Below are 16,957 nucleotides of genomic sequence, written 5' to 3'. Positions count from 1 at the left end.
TAAAAAAGCCCCGCGGCTTTTGCCGCGGGGCTTCTTCTTTTGTTATTCAGCCGCGCTGTCCGACGCAGGCTCGGAGGCGGGTTCGCCCTCCGCGGTGCTGTCGGAAGCAGGCGCGCTGTCGGTGGGCAGGCTGCCCGCACCCTCGGCGATGACGCTGGTGGGATCGAAGTAATCCTCATAGTCCATGTCGGTCTCGGGGGCGCTGGCCGCCGCGCTGGAGCTGGGCTTCATCTCGCTTACTTCCAGTGCGCACAGGTAGTAGACGCCGTCCACTTTCTGGAACACATAGTCCATATACTTGGTGGGCTCGGTGGGGGCGGAAAGGCTGAAGTCGCCGTTGAGGCCGGGAGCGGGCACATAGCCCACCGTCACGTAGAGCTTGCCGCTCTTTTTATCCAGCTTTTCCACCTTGGGAGTGTACATACCCACCTGGCCGGTGACGGGGATGAGGTAACACTGCTTCTCCGCGTCGTACTCAAAGGTCATGTCGCCGCCCACGTTGTTGAAGGTCTCGTGGGTAAGCTTGTAGTCCGGCCCAAAAAGGGCGGCCGCCGCGGCGTCCACCTCCACGGCGGGCAGCAGCAGGCTGTCGGTGTTGGGGTCGCGCTCGTAGGCGTCCAGCCCGGTGGCGCTGTTCTGGGCGGCGGACACAGCGGCCCACACGGAAGCCTCCTTGAACAGGGCCGGGTCGGCCTGGTCCAGCCCCTCAAAGGGCAGCGGGTCCAGCATGACCAGCGCCTGCAGACGCTGCTCGTATTCCAGTTTTTCCTCGGTGTCGTCAAAAAGCACCGCCACGCCGTTCACCGCCGTTGCGATGACCGTGAACGCGCCGATGAGCACCAGCACGCAGATGCCCAGACCCAGCCACTGGCGGGTGCGGCGGCGCTTGTGGCGCTCGTGTTCCTGTTGGGAAATGGTGTTTGCCATGGGTGTTCTGTCCCCTCCTTGCTTGGGATGCGGTCAGCGGATCTGGCCGCTGCCCAGAATGATGTATTTGTAGCTGGTGAGCTGCTCCAGGCCCATGGGGCCCCGGGCGTGGAGCTTCTGGGTGGAGATGCCCATCTCGCACCCCAGCCCGAACTCGCCGCCGTCGGTGAACCGGGTGGATGCGTTCACATACACCGCTGCGCTGTCCACCCGCCGGGTGAAGGCCGCGGCTGCCGCCTCGTCGGCGGTGACGATGGCCTCGCTGTGGCCGGTGGAGTGGCGGGCGATGTGGTCGGTGGCAGCTTCGAGGCTGTCCACCACCGCCACCGCCAGGACATAGTCCAAAAATTCGGTGTCGAAGTCATCGGGGCCGGCAGGCGTACCGGGAATGAGGGCCGCGGCGGCCTCGTCCAGCCGCAGCTGCACCGGCGCAAGGCCCTGGGCCGCCCGCCGGGTGACCAGCCGGTCATAAAGGCGGGGCAGAAACTCCGGGGCCGCGTCCCTGTGCACCAGGCACACCTCGGCGGCGTTGCACACCGAGGGGCGGCTGGTCTTGGCGTTGTCCACAATGTCCAGCGCCATGGAAAGGTCGGCGGCTTTGTCCACATAGATGTGGCAGATGCCGGTGCCGGTCTGGATGACGGGCACGGCGGCGTTTTCCACGCAAGCGCGGATGAGCCCCGCGCCGCCCCGGGGGATGAGCAGGTCCACAAGTCCGGTGGCCCGCATCAGCTCGGTGGCAGAGGCTCGGCTGGTGTCCTGCACCAGAGCCACCAGCCCGCCGGGCAGGCCCGCGTCCTCAAGGCCCTGTTTCAGAGCCTCCACGATGGCATTGTTGGAGCGGAAAGCCTCCTTGCCGCCCCGCAGCACACAGGCGCTGCCGCTCTTGAGGGCCAGGGCCGCCGCGTCGCTGGTGACGTTGGGCCGGCTCTCGTAGATGATGGCGATGAGGCCCATGGGCACGCTCACCTGCCGGATGACCAGGCCGTTGGGGCGGGTGGTCTCGCTTAAAGTCCGGTCCAGCGGGTCGGGCAGGTCGGCCACGGCTTCCACGCCGGCGGCCATGGCTTCCACCCTGGCCTCGTCCAGCCGCAGGCGGTCCAGCATCACCGGGGCCACGGTGGCCTTCGCGGCCTCCAGATCCTCGGCGTTGGCCGCCTGAATGGCGCCGCACTCGCTGCGCAGGCGGGCCGCCATGGCCCGGAGCGCCGCGCTGCGCTCCCGGCCGCTGGCAAGGGCCAGCGCGCCCATAGCGGAGCGGGCGGTCAGCAAAAGTTCACGGGTGGTCATTGGGCGGCCTCCTTTTGGGCGAGAAAGCGGGTGCCCGCCTCGCCCCCTTCAAAGACGGTGTAGAGCACAGCAGGGTCGCGGCCGTTGGCGATGACCATGTCCGCACCCGCCTCGGTGACGATCTTTCCCGCCCGGAGTTTCGTGGCCATGCCGCCGGTGCCAAGGCTGCTGCCGGCGCCGCCGGCCAGGGCGCAGACCTCCGGCGTGATGGCCTCCACCCGGCGCAGCAGCTGCGCGTCGGGGTGGGTGTGGGGGTCGGCGGTGTAGAGGCCGTCGATGTCGCTCAAAATCACCAGCAGCTCCGCCTCCAGGCTGCGGCACAGCCGGGCGGCCAGGGTGTCGTTGTCGCCCACCGCGATCTCGGCGGTGCTGACGGTGTCGTTCTCGTTCACGATGGGCAGCGCGTCCATCTCCAGCAGCCGGTCCAGCGTGTTGTGCAGGTTGCCGCTGCGCTCCGGGTCGGCCAGGTCCTCGCTGGTGATGAGGATCTGGGCCACGGTGTGGCTGTATTCGGAAAAGAGCTTGTCGTAGGTATACATCAGTTCGCACTGACCCACGGCGGCGGCAGCCTGCTTGGTGGGCATGTCCGCCGGACGGCCGGGCAGGCCCAGCTTGCCCACGCCCATGCCGATGGCGCCGGAGGACACCAGAATGATCTGATGCCCGGCGTTTTTCAGATCGCTGAGCACCTTGCACAGCCCCTCGATGCGGCGGATGTTCAGCCGCCCGGTGGCGTGCGCCAGGGTGGAAGTACCTACTTTGACCACAGCTTTCATGCCTGGTCCTCCTTTTCACAGTCGGATACAGATTAAAGTATAGCATAAACCGCCCCGCAACACAAACGTCGAAGCGTGGACTTTTTGTGAAATAATGGTATAATTTTGCCATAGAACGCCGGGCCGGCCCGCCGGCCCGCGGGAAAGCGAGGGAAATAACGATGTACCGATTCACCAACGATTACAGCGAAGGGGCTCACCCTTCCGTTCTGAACGCCCTGACCGAGACCAATCTGGAGGGCAACTTCGGCTACGGCCGCGACCCCCACTGCGCCTATGCTGCCGACCTCATCCGGGAGAAGATCGCCCGGCCGGACGCGGACGTTCACTTCTTTGTGGGCGGCACCCAGACCAACGCCACCTGCATCTGCGCCTTTCTGCGGCCCCACGAGGCGGCCATCGCGGCCCACAGCGGCCACATCTGCGTCCACGAGACCGGCGCGGTGGAGGCCACCGGCCACAAGTGCATCGCCATGCCCGCCGCCCCCGGCGGCAAGCTGACCCCGGAGCTGGTGCGCCAGGCGGTGGCGGCCCACCCGGACGAGCACATGGTGAAGCCCCGCCTTGTGTATGTGAGCAACACCACCGAGGTGGGCGGCGTTTACACCACCGCCGAGCTGGAAGCCCTGCGGGCGGTGTGCGACGAGCTGGGCCTGCTGCTTTATCTGGACGGCGCCCGCCTTGCCAGCGCCCTGGCCTGTGGCGGGGCCTCCCTCCGTGCCCTGGGAGCCCTGTGCGACGCGTTCTACATCGGCGGCACCAAGAACGGCGCGCTGTTCGGCGAGGCGGTGTGCATCATGAACCCGGCCTTAAAGCCCGATTTCCGCTACATCCTCAAGCAGCACGGCGGCATGCTGGCCAAGGGCTGGCTGCTGGGCGTGCAGTTTGAGCAGCTGATGACCGGCGGCCTCTACGAGCAGCTGGGCGAGCACTCCACCCGTCTGGCGCAGCGGCTGGCGGAGGGGCTCAAGGTCCTTGGGGTGGAGTTCATGTTCGAAAGCCCCTCCAACCAGATCTTCCCCATCCTGCCCGACGCGGTGCTGAAAAAGCTGGAGGGCTCTTTCCACTGGGAAGTGAACGGGAAGTTGGAGGGCGGCCGCAGCTGCATCCGTCTGGTGTGCAGCTGGGCCACCGAGGAAGCGGCGGTCACCGCCTTCCTGCTGGCGGCGGAGCAGGCGCTGAAGGACTGCCCTGCCTGCGTGTAAAAAACACAAAGAAAAGCTGCCCGCCTGCATGATGCAGACGGGCAGCTTTTTTATTCACCGAAGGAATAGGCTTCATAGGCGGGGGTTCTCGAACTCCCGGTAGCCGGGGCGGTTGTTCCAGTAGTCCGCTTTGTCCATCATGGCGTAATGGCTGACGCGGGCCTCGTTTTCAACGGCCGTGCCGTCGGGGGCGCAGGTCTGATACCGGACCGGGATGCCCGCCAGCCGGACCAGATAGCCCCCGGGCGTAACGGCGGCGATGGTCACCCGCCGGCCTTCGTCCTCGAGGGCGGGGCGGAACATCTCGCCGGTGGCAAGGCAGAGGGCGGCGCGGTCATAGTCCGCTTCGCCCTGCCTGCCCCGGGAAAGGAGAAGATACCCGTCCGTCACTTCCTCGAACCGGGCCTGTTCCCAGCCGTCGGGCAGGCTGCTGCCGGTGGCCCGGCTCTGCCCGGTGGCCACATCATAGCGGTAAACATCCTGGCCCTCAAGATAGTAGACGGCGCCCTCGCCGCCGTTCAGGCACCATGTTCCGCCGCCGCCAGAGGGGATGGCTTCCAGGGCGTTTTTCTCCAGGTCATAGAGGCAGAACCGCTGGCCCTCACCTTCTTTACGCAGGCCGAGGATGGGCCCCCGGGCGCAGGCTCCGTAGAGATGCGCCGTGGTCCCCTCTTCAAAATCCAGCCGGTGCTGAAGCGTTCCGGCGTCGAAGTCCGCCTGTGCCAGATACCATTCTTCCTCCCCGTCCCGGCCCTGGCAGAGAACGAGCAGCATTTTGTCCCCCTCCATGACGGCGGACGCCTCATAAACAAGGCTGACGTCGTCGGGCAGCGGGATGGTCCTGCACCCTGTGCCGTCCGGCTCCATCCGCATCAGATAGCCCGGCCCCAGGTCTTTTTGCTTCTCGTCCAAAAGCTCCGCATCCGCCGGGCGTTTCAGCACATAGAGATGGCGGCCGTCCGCCAGCACCCATGCGTCCCCCACCACCGAGGGCACAAAGCCGGGAGCGCTTTCCTCCCGGGGGTCCCTCTCACCTGCGAGATAGGTGCAGCGCATGGCCGCGCAGTCATACCGCACCAGACTGCCCGTGCCGTCCAGATAGGTGAGCAGGGCGTATAGCTCCCGGCCGTCAAAGGCGGAGTCCAGATATTCCACCTGCGCCGGCGATGCGGACCGGGAGTCCGGAGCCGCCGCGGAACCCGGCAGGGCTTCGACCGCGCCGCAGGCGCAAAGCCAGGCCGCCAGGCACAGAGCGGCCGCAAACGGCCGCGCTCTTTCCTTCATGGCGCGCTCCTTTCTCCCAACGGTGTGTCACGGCGCGGGGGTGGGGTCCAGCATGCCCAGCTCTTCCATGGCCTTGCGCTCCTTTTCCGCTATTTCAGCGGCGGCATCGGCATCGGGGATGAAGGGGCCGCCCACCGGCGCGCCGTCGTTCGGGTCGGGCATATAACAGCGGATGGTATAGCTTTCCAGCGCCGGGCCGGGCACGCCCTCGTTGAACCGATGGCTCAGCACGCACCGGGAGTCCATGTGCATTTCCAGCAGAGTGCCGGTGTAATAGTCGTTGTCCACCGCGGTGAAGGTGGCCTCCAGCACGCCGGGCAACGTTTCCAGCCGTTCCGCCAGCGCCGGGTCGGGGGCGGTGGTGTTATTGAAAATCACCGCCATCCGGTAATCGCCGTCCGCGTCGTTGCTCCAGACAGGTGGGAAGTAGAATTCGGTGCCCGTCCAGCTTTTGTTTTCTTCTGTGGGTTCAAAGCGGAAGGTCACCGCGTCCTCGGTGACGGTGCACTGGCCGAAGGTGTAGTGGTCATCCACGGTGGAGCACTCCCGGCCGTAGACACCCTCCGGGTAGACGAATTCGTTGTTTTCATAGCTCACCGATTCGCCGGTGTCAAGATCCACCTTGAACACGCCCATGCCGTTATGCATGACCTCGTCGCCTCCGTGGATGACGCCGTTGGTGAGGACGTTCAGCAGACCCGCGTGGTCCACATACATCCCATTCACAGAACTGTTGTCCGGCAGGGTGATGTAAAAGGCGCTGCCGTCCGGCTTTTCCACCAACAGAGCAGCCACATTGGGCAGTTCCAGCGAGGAATAAACAGTGCACTCCAGGAATTTGTCCACCGCGTAGCTGTTTTCAAAGCGGGTGATCTCCGGCTTCACGCCGCACTGGTCCAGCAGCTGCAGGACGTGGTCCTTTTCCGTTTCGCCGGTCTGGGCGGCGGGCGCGGATGTGCTTTCCATGCTTTCCGCCGGGGGCGCGGCGCAGGCCGAAAGGGTCAGCATGGCCGCGGCGAGGGCGAGACACAAGGCTTTTTTCATGGGGAGACCCTCCTTTTCATCCGTTTGGTCCTCTGTGATTAAAACGGTGCGCCAGGGGCAAAAAATCACCTTATTCAAAGGGTTTTGCCTTTTTTCCCTCTTTTGCGCGCAAAGGCCCGCATGCTGTGCATGCGGGCCTTTGGTTTTGCTTTCGATCACGCCCGCGGATTATACGAGCAGTAATTTTTATCAATTTTTATACATTTCTTCGTAGTACTTCTGGTAGTTGCCGCTGGTGACGTTGTTCATCCACTCTTCGTGGGCCAGGTACCAGTCGATGGTCTTGACGATGCCCACCTCAAAGGTGGTCTCGGGATACCAGCCAAGCTCATTCTTGATCTTGGTGGGGTCGATGCCGTAGCGGCGGTCGTGGCCCAGACGGTCGGCCACATACTTGATGAGGCCCTCGTCGATGCCGTCGTCCTGCAGGCGGTCGTGCAGCTGAGCGATGATGGTCTTGACGATGAAGATGTTGGGCCGCTCGTTGTGGCCGCCCACGTTGTACACCTCACCGTCACGGCCGCCGTTCGCCACCATGTCGATGGCCTTGCAGTGGTCCTCCACATACAGCCAGTCGCGCACGTTCATGCCGTCGCCGTAGACGGGCAGCTGCTTGTGGTGCTTGACGTTGTTGATCATCAGCGGGATGAGCTTCTCGGGGAACTGGTAGGGGCCGTAGTTGTTGGAGCAGCGGGTGATGTTCACCGGCATGCCGTAGGTGTCGTGGAAGGCCATCACGAACATGTCGGCGCTGGCCTTGCTGCTGGAGTAGGGGCTGTGGGGGCACAGGGGGGTGGTCTCCATAAAGTAGCCGTCCTCGCCCAGGCTGCCGTAGACCTCGTCGGTGGACACCTGCAGGTACTTCTTGCCCTCGGCCCACTTGCCGTCCTTCAGCCAGGCGTTCTTGGCGCACTGCAGCAGGTTCACGGTGCCCAGCACGTTGGTCTCCACGAAGATCTCGGGGTTGGTGATGCTGCGGTCCACGTGGCTCTCGGCGGCGAAGTTGATGACATAGTCAAAGTCGTATTTCTCGAACAGGCTGCTCACCAGCGCCCGGTCGCAGATGTCGCCCTGCACGAACACATGGCGCTCGTCGCCCTCCACGTCCTTCAGGTTCTCCAGGTTGCCGGCGTAGGTCAGCTTATCCAGATTTACAAGGAGTATATCCTTGTATTTATTCAGCATATAGTAAACAAAGTTGGAACCGATGAAGCCGGCGCAGCCGGTGATGAGATACTTTTTCATGGGAGTTTCCCTTTCCTTTCTTATTTGAGGCCGTTCTCGCCGTCCCAATGTTCGAAATAGCATTTCAGTGCTTCCTGCCAGGGGCGCATCTCGTTGCCCACGGTGCAGGCCAGCATGCGGTTTTCCAGCGCGCTCCATGCGGGGCGGTTGGCCGCCGCGGGGTGCTTGGCGGCGTATTCGGCGCTGGTGCAGGGGAACACGGTGGCATCCACTCCGGCCAGGCGGATGATCTCACTGGCGAAGTCATACCAGCTGCAAACGCCCTCGCCGGTGCAGTGGTAGACGCCGTAGTCGTGGCTCACCGCCAGCTTGAGGATGTGGTGGGCCAGATCCTCGGCGTTGGTGGGGTTGCCCAGCTGGTCGTTCACCACTTCCAGCTTGCCGAACTTCTTGCCGGCGTTCACCATAGTCTTGACAAAGTTCTTGCCGTTGTAGCCGTAGAGCCAGGCGGTGCGCACAATAAAGTAGCGGTGGCAGAAGTTGCGCACATATTCCTCGCCCAAAGCCTTGGTGCGGCCGTAGGCGCTCACCGGGCCGATGGGGCAGCTCTCGTCCAGGGGGGTGCTGCCCTCGCCGCTGAACACATAGTCGGTGGAGACGTGGATGAGCCGCGCGCCCACCCGCTCGGCAGCCTGGGCCAGATGGGAAGCGCCCAGGGCGTTCACCTTGAACGCGGCGTCGGTGTTGGTCTCGCAGCCGTCCACGTTGGTGAAGGCGGCGCAGCTGATGATGGTATCCGGCTGATGGCGGCGCACAAAGGCGATGGTGGCCGCACGGTCGGTGATGTCCAGCTCGGCCACGTCGGTGGGGAGCACGGTGGCATTTTTCAGCCGCTCGGGCAGAGGGCCCAGGCTGCTGCCGCCTTCGGCCAGCTGCCGCTGCAATTCGGTGCCCAGCTGACCGCCGGCCCCGGTGATGAGGATCTTCATCTGCGTTCCTTCCTTCTTATTCTCAATAACGGATTTTGGCGTCGGCGACCCGCTTCAAATGCTCGCCGTAGGGGCTCTTGCCGTAGCGGGCAGCGCTCTCCAGCAGCTTCTCCTTGCTGATCCAGCCGTTCTTGTAGGCAATTTCCTCGGGGGCGCTGATCTTGATGCCCTGGCGCTTTTCCACCATGCGCACAAAGTCGGCAGCGTCCACCAGGCTGTCCATGGTGCCGGTGTCCAGCCAGGCAAAGCCCCGGCCCAGCAGCTGCACGTCCAGCTTGCCCTCTTCCAGATACATGGCGTTGAGGGTGGTAATTTCCAGCTCGCCCCGGGCGCTGGGCTTGACCTTCTTGGCCTGGGCGCTCACCCGGTTGTCGTAGAAATACAGGCCGGTGATGGCGTAGTTGCTCTTGGGATGGGCGGGTTTTTCCTCCACGCTGATGACCTTGCCCTCCTCGTCGAACTCCACGATGCCGAAACGCTCGGGGTCGTTGACGTAGTAACCGAACACGGTGGCACGGCCCTTCTCCTCGGCGTTGGTCACCGCCGCCTTCAGGATGCGGGAGAAGCCGTTGCCGTAGAAGATGTTATCGCCCAGGATCATGGCGCAGCAGTCGTCGCCGATGAATTCCTCGCCCAGCAGGAACGCCTGAGCCAGGCCGTCGGGGCTGGGCTGCACCTTGTAGGAGAGCTTCAGCCCATACTGGCTGCCGTCGCCCAGCAGATGCTCGAAGCGGGGGGTGTCCTCGGGGGTGGAGATGATGAGGATCTCCTGGATGCCCGCCAGCATGAGGGTGGACAGGGGGTAGTAGATCATGGGTTTGTCGTACACCGGAAGCAGCTGCTTGGAGGTGACCATGGTCAGAGGGTACAGACGGGTGCCGGCGCCGCCGGCCAGAATGATGCCTTTCATATCATTCGCTCCTTTTTGGGCGCATGGGCGCCCTTCATTTTTGCGGCTTACCACAAAGCGGAGCCACTTCCGCTGTCTACGATTTTAAGGGTCCGGGCCCCGCGGCTTTTACAGCCGGAAACCCCACTTGCAGAAATAGCGGCCCATGCTTTTGAGCTGCTGCAAAAAGGGCTTCAAACTCTTTTGAGGAGCGCGGTGCCAGGCGTGGCAGGCGGTGAACTGGGGCAGGTAGTAGACCAGGCCCTTGCACCGTGCCTTCTGGGTGATGTCCGCGTCCTCCACATACATGAAGTATTTTTCATCGAAGCCGCCGATGTCTTTGAACACGGCGGTGCGCATGCAGAAAAAGCTGCCGGTGCAGAATTCGATGGGGGTAGGTTTGGAAAGGTCCTCGTCCAGCATGGCGTAATGGTCGCCGAAGCGTTTGAGCCCCGGCACGCCCTGCCGCGCGGCAAGGCCCAGCACGCCGGGCTTGCGCTTGGGCAGCACCTGCTCCCGCCCGTCGGGGAAGGTGAGGCGCGGGGTGGCCATCACCGCCTGCGGGTGATCTTCCAGCCAGCCGCAAAGGCCGCCCAGCACGTCGCTCTCCACGAAAATGTCCGGATTGAGGACGAAGTGATAGTCGCTGTCCAGCAGGGGCAGCACCTTATTGTGGCCCGCGCCGAAGCCCAGATTTTCGGGCAGACGCAGCACGGAGACGTTCTCCGGCCAGGGATGAGCGGCCAGAACTTCGCCCGCGCCGTCGGGGCTGGCATTGTCCACAAGATAGAGGGTGAGGGGCGCGGCGGTGTGCCGAAGCACCGACTCGGCGGCGCAGATGACCTCTTCGGCCCCGCCGTAGCACACGATGCAGGCGCTGATCTTCAACGCGCCGCCCCCCCTTCCAAAATTACAGAAATAGTCGAGTATAGTATACCACAAAGGAGCCGCCGGGGCAACACGAGGCAGGGCGGCCGGGCGCTCTTTTTTGCAGGCAGGAACACAGAAAGCGCCGCCCGCCGGGGCTCCGGCGGGCGGCGCTATTATTCAATGGGGGTCAGGCAGCGGGTTCGGGAGGGATGACCTGGTCGCCGGGAATGGCGTTGCCGCCATCCACCGCCCAGCTGCCGTCGCCGGGAATCACATAGTCAGCACCCTGACCACCAGCAGCCCCTGCGTTAGGGTTGTTGCCGGTGCCGATGTTATCGTTCGAGTTGGTCACCGGGGGCGGAGGAATGACTTCATCGTCCAGGGTAGCATCGCCGCCGTCCACCGCCCAGCTGCCGTCGCCGGGGACAGTGGTGTTGCCGCCGCCGATGGCGCCGCCCTCGTTGGGGTTGTGGCCGGTGCCGGCGTTGCTGCCCGGCGCGGGGGTGGCGGCAGGGGTTTTGCTGTCAGTGGAAGTGCCGGTCTTGCCGGTATCCGTCTGATTGGTTCCGGTCTTGCTGGTAGCAGTCTGGGTGCCGGCGGGGGTCCCGCCGCCGGTGGCCTTGCTGGTGGCGGTCTTATTATCGGCGGCCTTGGCGCTGCCGGAGGCCGCACTCTTGCCGGCGGACGAGGCGGCGGTCTTTTCGCTATTGGCGGAGGTGCTCTTATCCTGGGCGACGGATGCGCTCTCCTTCCCTTTGCTTTCGGTGGTCTGGCTGGCGCTGCTCGCGCTCTGGCTGGCACTGACGGACGCGGGCGCGGAAACATCCTGCGCACCGCAGGCGGCGAGGGTGAAGGCCGCGGTGACCGCGGCGAGAACTGCGGCGATTTTCTTATTGAACATGAGATTTTCCTCCTTGCTGTTTTTCAAGTGCTTTTGCACGTTGATTTTGCCTTACACCCTTCTTATAGGGCGGGGCGGGGCGCAAGTTAAAAGGATACGTATAATTTTTGCCGCAAAAACAAAAAAGCCGCCGCCCTCCTTTCGGAGAGCGGCGGCTCTGATGGTTTTATGATGCTCAGCCCTGCTGCTTGCGCTTGGCCTCGATGGCGGCCAGAGCGTCCTTGCGGCTCAGGTTGATGCGGCCCTGCTGGTCGATCTCGGTGACCATGACGATCAGCTCGTCGCCCACGGCGACCACGTCCTCCACGCGCTCAACGCGCTTGGAGTCCAGCTTGGAGATGTGCACCAGGCCCTCTTTGCCCGGGGCGATCTCCACGAAGGCGCCGAAGTTCATCAGACGGGTCACGCGGCCCTTGTAGATGGCGCCCACCTCGGGGTCCTCCACGATGGTCTTGATGGTGTGGATGGCACGGTTGGCGTCGTCCACGTCGATGGCGGAGACGAACACGTGGCCGTCCTCCTCCACGTCGATCTTGCAGTTGCAGTTGGCGCAGATCTCCTGGATGACCTTGCCGCCCTTGCCGATGACGTCCTTGATCTTGTCCACGGGGATGACCATGGACAGCATCTTGGGAGCGTACTTGGACAGCTGCTCGCGGGGAGCGGGGATGACCGGCAGCATGATCTCGTCCAGGATGTAGAGACGGCCCTTGCGGCACTTCTCAAAGGCTTCCTCGATGATCTCGTAGGTCAGGCCGTCGATCTTGATGTCCATCTGGATGGCGGTGATGCCCTTGTGGGTGCCGCCGACCTTGAAGTCCATATCGCCGTGGAAGTCCTCCACGCCCTGGATGTCCAGCATGGTCATCCAGCGCTCGCCCTCGGTGATGAGGCCGCAGCTGATGCCGGCCACGGGGGCCTTGATGGGCACGCCGGCGTCCATCAGGCTCAGGGTGGAGCCGCAGATGGAGGCCTGGCTGGTGGAGCCGTTGGAGGACAGCACTTCACTCACCAGACGGATGGTGTAGGGGAACTCCTCCACGCTGGGCAGCACGGGCACCAGGGCACGCTCGGCCAGAGCGCCGTGGCCGATCTCGCGGCGGCCGGGGCTGCGGGGAGCGCGGGCCTCGCCCACGGAGTAGGGCGGGAAGTTGTAGTGATGCAGATAACGCTTGTAAGGCTCGGTGCCCAGGTCATCCATCAGCTGGCTGTCCTTGGTGGAGCCCAGAGTGGTAACGGTGAGCACCTGGGTCTGGCCACGGGTGAACATACCGCTGCCGTGCACGCGGGGCAGCAGGCCCACTTCGGCGGCCAGGGGCCGGATCTCGTTGATGCCGCGGCCGTCCACGCGCTTGCCGTCGTCCAGCAGCCAGCGGCGAACCACGAACTTCTGCATCTTGTACATCAGTTCCTCGATGACAGAAGCGCCCCACTGCTCGGCGTACTGGGCCTCCAGCTTCTCGCGGATGGGCAGAAGGCGGGCGTCGCGCACGTTCTTGTCGTCGGTGTCCATGGCGGCCTTGAACTCGTCCAGGTACTCCGCCTTCACGGCCTCGAACAGGTCGTGATCCAGCTCCATGTCCTGGAACTCCTTCTTGGGCTTGCCGATCTGGGCCACAATGCCGTTGATGAACTCGATGACCTTCTTGATCTCCACATGAGCGGCCTTGATGGCGTTCAGCATGGTGACCTCGTCCACCTCGTTGGCGCCGGCCTCGATCATGACGATCTTCTTCTCGGTGGCGGCCACGGTGAGCTGCAGGTCGCTCTTGTCACGCTGCTCCTGGGTGGGGTTCACCACCAGCTCGCCGTCCACCAGGCCCATGAACACGCCGCCGATGGGGCCGGCCCAGGGGATGTCGGAGATGGACAGGGCGATGGAGGTGCCGATCATGCCGGTGATCTCAGGGCTGCAGTCCTGATCCACGCTCATGACGGTCATGGTGACGCACACGTCGTTGCGCATGGTCTTGGGGAACAGAGGACGGATGGGCCGGTCCACCACGCGGCTGGTGAGGATGGCCTTCTCGCCGGGGCGGCCCTCACGGCGCATGAAGCTGCCGGGGATGCGGCCCACGGAGTAGAGCTTTTCTTCGAAATCAACGCTCAGGGGGAAGAAGTCGATGCCGTCACGGGGCTTCTCGCTCATGGTGACGTTGCACAGAACGGCGGTCTCGCCGTAGCGCACCAGGCAGCTGCCGTTGGACAGGCCGCACATCTTGCCGGTCTCCACCACCAGGGGCCGGCCGGCCAGTTCCATCTCAAAGGTCTTGAAATTGGGGAACGTTTCGTGTTTGGACGCAAATTCCAAAGCCATAGAAAATACCTCCTGTTGTTTTTCGCGGCATGGGGCCGCGGGTCTGTTCGGTGCGGAGGGAGGGTGGCTTTAGCAATAAATCCGGGGTTTTTCCGGGGAGGAAAAGCCCTCGATTTACCGCTAAAAACACGCGACACTCCGCCGTTGCGGGGGGCAAAGGGCTGCTTTTCGGCAAAAGCCGAAAAACAGGTAAAAGGCAGGCGGTGCAAACGGCCGCCTGCCTTTTGTGACTGTGATTACTTGCGCAGGCCCAGCTTGGCGATCAGGGCGCGGTAGCGCTCGATGTCCTTCTTCTGCAGGTAAGCCAGCAGGTTGCGGCGGCGGCCGACCATCTTCAGCAGGCCACGACGGCTGTGGTGGTCGTGGGGGTTGGCCTGCAGATGCTCGTTCAGGTGGTTGATGCGGGCGGTCAGCAGGGCCACCTGCACCTCGGGAGAACCGGTGTCGGTCTCATGCACGCGGGCGGACTCGATAACGATCTTCTTGTCTTCCATTGTTGTTACCTCGTTTCATTTTATTTGCCGATGACCCGGCGCGGGGCAGCGAGGCGCTCTGCTTCAGAGCATACACCCCGGACTGAGCCACGGTAGCCATAATAGTATATCACAGCGGAAAGCGGATTACAAGGGGATTTTCCCCTTTTCTTCCGCCGGGCCGTCACCAGCCCGTGGGGTTTTCGGTCTCCCGCTTCCACAGTTCGTCGTACTCCTTCAGAATGGGCGTCCAGACAGCGTCATACTCCGCCTGGCCGCGCCGGTCGGGCAGGTCGTAGTTCTCCCGCAGATAGCCGCCCAGCCAATGGCTGAGCGCCCGCGCGCCGTACATGTTCAGGTGGGTGCTGCCGTCCAGGGTGTCGGTGCTCATATCCACCCCCGTCTGCTCGAAGCAGCGGTCCATGTCCACAAAGGTCGCCTGCTTTTTGGCGGTGAACTGGGCCATGGTGTTGGCCACTTGGGCGCTCCAGTTTTCCGCCCGGCCGGGCACCTTGGTCAGCAGCAGGGGCTGGCCCTCCTGGGCGCACAGCTCAATGATCTGCTCCAGCCAGTAGGCGTGGCGCTCTTCCACCTCCGCCATCTGCCCGTCGTCCACAAAGGGATACTCGGTGGTCTCGGCCTGGGGGATAACGGAACCCACCAGCATCTGCCCCGCGGGCCGCTCGCTGTTTTCCGCGCCGCCCTGCAGGCTGCTCAAACGCATCTCCGGCCAGCGGTCGTGGTAACGCAGGATCGGGAAGAGATAGCTCAGCGCGCTCTCCCCTTCCACCCGGGTCTGACGGTAGGCTTCCCACCAGAGGGGGCTCCTTTCCATGGTGGCAAGATACTGCCGGTGGCTCCAGTCGCCGTCTTCCGGCGCCCGGTTCACCGTGCTGATGTCCACCACGATCAGCTCCGGGTCGCTCACCCGCAGCACTTCGCGGATCAGAAAGTAGTTGGTGCTCATGTACTGGTTGCCGTTGGCCATATCATAGGCGGAGATGCCGTACTCCCGGTACAGTTCCGCCGGCGAAATGCCGCAGAAGACCTGGCTTGCCCCGAAAAAGACTACATCGATCCGGTCGGCCACCGGGTAGTACTCGCGGAGCGGCGAGGTGGATTCCTCCGGCCGGACGGTCAACCGGCTCAGCAGCACCGCGCAGAGCAGAAACAATGCGCTCCAGAGCACCACATGGGGCAGCGCCTTTTTCATCCGTATTTTCCCCCGCTTTCTCAGAAGCTGAAATAAATGAACTGGGCGGCGTCATAGCCGACGCCGTAGGCGCCGAACAACAGGCTGGCCAGCGCCAGCAGGAAGCACACCGCCCCCTGGGCCAGCGGGCCGCGGCGGGCCAGCTGTTCCCTCACGCTGCCCTTGCGCTGGGCAAGGCTCACCGCGAACATCACGCAGACGCCCAGCCCCGCGGTGAAAAAGCCCGCGGCGCTGACCTGCATCCCCAACAGGCTCCCGTCCAACAGGGCAGCGGGTTCAAAGGCGGTGAAAATGCGTTTGAGGATGGCAAAGGCGTTGGCGGTGGTGTAGGCGTTGTCGAACACGCGGAACAGGCACAGCAGCCCGAAGGTGCGCGCCACCTGGAAGGCGCGCCAGGCCGGGTTTTCCGGCCGCAGGTGAAGTTTTTCCCGCAGGCGGCGGAAGGCAGGCTCAAGGAGCATGCTCAGCACGATCACGCCGCCGTTGCACAGGCCCCACAAAAGATAGCGCGCCGAGGAACCGTGCCACATGCCCGTGACCGCCCAGACCCCCAGCGTGGCCAGGCAGACGGGCGCTTTTTTGCCCAGTTCCGGGCCCAGGTGCGCCTTGCAGAAGCGGCCCAGCCGCGCCATGGGCGCCGAAAGCGCCAGCGGGTAGAACAGATAATCGCGGAACCACGCGCCGAGGGAGATGTGCCACCGGCGCCAGTACTCGTCCACCGATTTGGAGAAGAAGGGGCGGCGGAAGTTCTCTGTCACCTGGATGCCCAGCATCTGCGCGCAGCCGATGGTGACGTCGATGCCGCCGCTGAAATCGGCGTATAACTGGAACGCGTAGATCACCAGTCCCGCCAGATACAGGCTGCCCGCCCGGTCGATGACCTGCGCGGCCAGCAGCTGCTGCACCACCGGCGCGAGGCGGTCGGCCACCACCAGCTTTTTGAACACGCCCCACAGGATGCGCTGGAACCCGAACAGAACTTCCCGCCCTTCGGGCCGGCGGCCGGCCAGGAGCTGTTCGCCCAGCTGGTCATACCGGCTGATGGGGCCCTGGATCATCTGCGGGAAGAAGCTGACGAAGAGGGCAAAGCGGGCCAGGCTTTTCTGCGGCGGGTATTTGCAGCGGTAGACGTCGATCAGATACCCCGCCGCCTGGAAGGTGTAAAAGCTGACGCCCAGCGGCATGGCCAGCGACCAGCTGAAACTGCCGCCGCTCAGCGCCCGCAGCAGGGAAGCCGTCCACGCCGCGTACTTCATCATTGCCAGCGCGCCGAAATTCAGCACCAGCACCGCGGCCACCACCGCTTTTTTGCGCCGCGCAGAGGCGGCGCGCACCGCCTTTTTGGCAGCGCGGTCCAGCCCGTTCATCTGCGCCGCGGCGGCCGTTTCCAGCTTTTGCAGCGCCAGAGCCCCGCCCCACACGGTGACGATGCTCATGCACAGCCAGCCGGCGAGACGCCAGCTTCCAATGCAATAAAAAACGATGTTGGCCGCCAGAAGCCACTGCCAGCGGCGGCGCTCAGGGAGCAGGCAGTACCCCGCGAACACCGCCGCAAAGAACAGGGCGAACCGGAAGGAGGTAAACAGCATGACTC

The 16,957-nt window shown here is 64.0% G+C and carries 15 protein-coding genes; 1 reads left to right on the top strand and 14 read right to left on the bottom strand.

Annotated elements, in window-relative coordinates; all coding sequences use genetic code 11:
• Window positions 1-42: 42 nt before the first annotated feature.
• From ACMNAY_RS10625 to proB, 3 genes are read right to left on the bottom strand one after another with little or no spacing between them, the layout of a single operon-like run.
• Window positions 43-927 (bottom strand): Ice-structuring protein, encoded by an 885-nt coding sequence (locus tag ACMNAY_RS10625; protein WP_418719364.1) that lies wholly within the window; start codon window positions 925-927, stop codon window positions 43-45.
• A gap of 33 nt (window positions 928-960) precedes the next feature.
• Window positions 961-2,217, bottom strand: coding sequence for a glutamate-5-semialdehyde dehydrogenase (locus ACMNAY_RS10620; protein ID WP_418719363.1), 1,257 nt, complete (start codon window positions 2,215-2,217; stop codon window positions 961-963).
• A complete protein-coding gene (proB, locus tag ACMNAY_RS10615) occupies window positions 2,214-2,993 on the bottom strand; it encodes a glutamate 5-kinase (RefSeq protein WP_418719362.1) in 780 nt (259 codons plus the stop codon). The genes ACMNAY_RS10620 and proB overlap by 4 nt, the downstream gene beginning before the upstream one ends.
• Window positions 2,994-3,154: 161 nt before the next feature.
• Here proB and ACMNAY_RS10610 point away from each other — a divergent pair, with 161 nt between their 5' ends.
• Entirely contained in the window at window positions 3,155-4,198 is a 1,044-nt protein-coding gene (locus ACMNAY_RS10610; RefSeq protein ID WP_418719361.1) for a threonine aldolase family protein, read from the top strand.
• Window positions 4,199-4,270: 72 nt separating this feature from the next.
• On the opposite strand, the gene ACMNAY_RS10605 is transcribed toward ACMNAY_RS10610, so the two are convergent.
• The 11 genes from ACMNAY_RS10605 to ACMNAY_RS10555 all read right to left on the bottom strand — a co-directional run bounded on the left by ACMNAY_RS10605 (window position 4,271) and on the right by ACMNAY_RS10555 (window position 16,952).
• Complete coding sequence (locus tag ACMNAY_RS10605; RefSeq protein ID WP_418719360.1) at window positions 4,271-5,482, bottom strand: hypothetical protein; 1,212 nt, start codon at window positions 5,480-5,482, stop codon at window positions 4,271-4,273.
• Window positions 5,483-5,509: 27 nt separating this feature from the next.
• Window positions 5,510-6,526, bottom strand: coding sequence for a hypothetical protein (locus tag ACMNAY_RS10600; RefSeq protein ID WP_418719359.1), 1,017 nt, complete (start codon window positions 6,524-6,526; stop codon window positions 5,510-5,512).
• Window positions 6,527-6,715: 189 nt separating this feature from the next.
• Window positions 6,716-7,771 carry a dTDP-glucose 4,6-dehydratase gene (gene rfbB, locus ACMNAY_RS10595; protein WP_418719358.1) on the bottom strand — a complete coding sequence of 352 codons (1,056 nt, stop codon included), beginning with the start codon at window positions 7,769-7,771 and terminating at the stop codon, window positions 6,716-6,718.
• 20 nt (window positions 7,772-7,791) lie between these two features.
• The gene (gene rfbD, locus ACMNAY_RS10590; protein ID WP_418719357.1) at window positions 7,792-8,700 is read right to left on the bottom strand and encodes a dTDP-4-dehydrorhamnose reductase; all 909 of its coding nucleotides are present in this window, start codon (window positions 8,698-8,700) and stop codon (window positions 7,792-7,794) included.
• Between the two features lie 22 nt (window positions 8,701-8,722).
• Window positions 8,723-9,610, bottom strand: coding sequence for a glucose-1-phosphate thymidylyltransferase RfbA (gene rfbA / locus ACMNAY_RS10585; RefSeq protein ID WP_394977595.1), 888 nt, complete (start codon window positions 9,608-9,610; stop codon window positions 8,723-8,725).
• Window positions 9,611-9,718: 108 nt separating this feature from the next.
• Window positions 9,719-10,477 (bottom strand): glycosyltransferase family 2 protein, encoded by a 759-nt coding sequence (locus ACMNAY_RS10580; protein ID WP_418719356.1) that lies wholly within the window; start codon window positions 10,475-10,477, stop codon window positions 9,719-9,721.
• A gap of 169 nt (window positions 10,478-10,646) precedes the next feature.
• Complete coding sequence (locus ACMNAY_RS10575) at window positions 10,647-11,360, bottom strand: hypothetical protein (protein WP_418719355.1); 714 nt, start codon at window positions 11,358-11,360, stop codon at window positions 10,647-10,649.
• A 175-nt stretch (window positions 11,361-11,535) separates the two neighbouring features.
• A complete protein-coding gene (locus ACMNAY_RS10570; protein ID WP_418719354.1) occupies window positions 11,536-13,677 on the bottom strand; it encodes a polyribonucleotide nucleotidyltransferase in 2,142 nt (713 codons plus the stop codon).
• Between the two features lie 236 nt (window positions 13,678-13,913).
• The gene (rpsO, locus tag ACMNAY_RS10565; protein WP_394966915.1) at window positions 13,914-14,171 is read right to left on the bottom strand and encodes a 30S ribosomal protein S15; all 258 of its coding nucleotides are present in this window, start codon (window positions 14,169-14,171) and stop codon (window positions 13,914-13,916) included.
• Window positions 14,172-14,334: 163 nt separating this feature from the next.
• Complete coding sequence (locus ACMNAY_RS10560) at window positions 14,335-15,363, bottom strand: hypothetical protein (protein ID WP_418719353.1); 1,029 nt, start codon at window positions 15,361-15,363, stop codon at window positions 14,335-14,337.
• 20 nt (window positions 15,364-15,383) lie between these two features.
• Entirely contained in the window at window positions 15,384-16,952 is a 1,569-nt protein-coding gene (locus tag ACMNAY_RS10555; protein WP_418719352.1) for an MBOAT family O-acyltransferase, read from the bottom strand.
• Between the last annotated feature and the right edge of the window lie 5 nt (window positions 16,953-16,957).

Origin of the sequence: Candidatus Allofournierella merdipullorum (genome assembly GCF_048426865.1) — a bacterium.
Lineage (GTDB): Bacteria > Bacillota > Clostridia > Oscillospirales > Ruminococcaceae > Allofournierella_A > Allofournierella_A merdipullorum.
The sequence above is the reverse complement of the archived record's forward strand: the minus strand, read 5'-3'. Positions and strand labels throughout refer to the sequence as shown.

Excerpts from the sequence above, each read along its gene's own strand:
- proB (WP_418719362.1), bottom strand. The coding sequence starts at position 2,993 with ATGAAAGCTGTGGTCAAAGTAGGTACTTCCACCCTGGCGCACGCCACC.
- ACMNAY_RS10560 (WP_418719353.1), bottom strand. The coding sequence starts at position 15,363 with ATGAAAAAGGCGCTGCCCCATGTGGTGCTCTGGAGCGCATTGTTTCTG.
- ACMNAY_RS10610 (WP_418719361.1), top strand. The coding sequence starts at position 3,155 with ATGTACCGATTCACCAACGATTACAGCGAAGGGGCTCACCCTTCCGTT.
- ACMNAY_RS10625 (WP_418719364.1), bottom strand. The coding sequence starts at position 927 with ATGGCAAACACCATTTCCCAACAGGAACACGAGCGCCACAAGCGCCGC.
- ACMNAY_RS10570 (WP_418719354.1), bottom strand. The coding sequence starts at position 13,677 with ATGGCTTTGGAATTTGCGTCCAAACACGAAACGTTCCCCAATTTCAAG.
- ACMNAY_RS10620 (WP_418719363.1), bottom strand. The coding sequence starts at position 2,217 with ATGACCACCCGTGAACTTTTGCTGACCGCCCGCTCCGCTATGGGCGCG.
- rfbA (WP_394977595.1), bottom strand. The coding sequence starts at position 9,610 with ATGAAAGGCATCATTCTGGCCGGCGGCGCCGGCACCCGTCTGTACCCT.
- ACMNAY_RS10555 (WP_418719352.1), bottom strand. The coding sequence starts at position 16,952 with ATGCTGTTTACCTCCTTCCGGTTCGCCCTGTTCTTTGCGGCGGTGTTC.
- ACMNAY_RS10605 (WP_418719360.1), bottom strand. The coding sequence starts at position 5,482 with ATGAAGGAAAGAGCGCGGCCGTTTGCGGCCGCTCTGTGCCTGGCGGCC.
- rfbB (WP_418719358.1), bottom strand. The coding sequence starts at position 7,771 with ATGAAAAAGTATCTCATCACCGGCTGCGCCGGCTTCATCGGTTCCAAC.
- ACMNAY_RS10600 (WP_418719359.1), bottom strand. The coding sequence starts at position 6,526 with ATGAAAAAAGCCTTGTGTCTCGCCCTCGCCGCGGCCATGCTGACCCTT.
- rpsO (WP_394966915.1), bottom strand. The coding sequence starts at position 14,171 with ATGGAAGACAAGAAGATCGTTATCGAGTCCGCCCGCGTGCATGAGACC.
- ACMNAY_RS10575 (WP_418719355.1), bottom strand. The coding sequence starts at position 11,360 with ATGTTCAATAAGAAAATCGCCGCAGTTCTCGCCGCGGTCACCGCGGCC.
- rfbD (WP_418719357.1), bottom strand. The coding sequence starts at position 8,700 with ATGAAGATCCTCATCACCGGGGCCGGCGGTCAGCTGGGCACCGAATTG.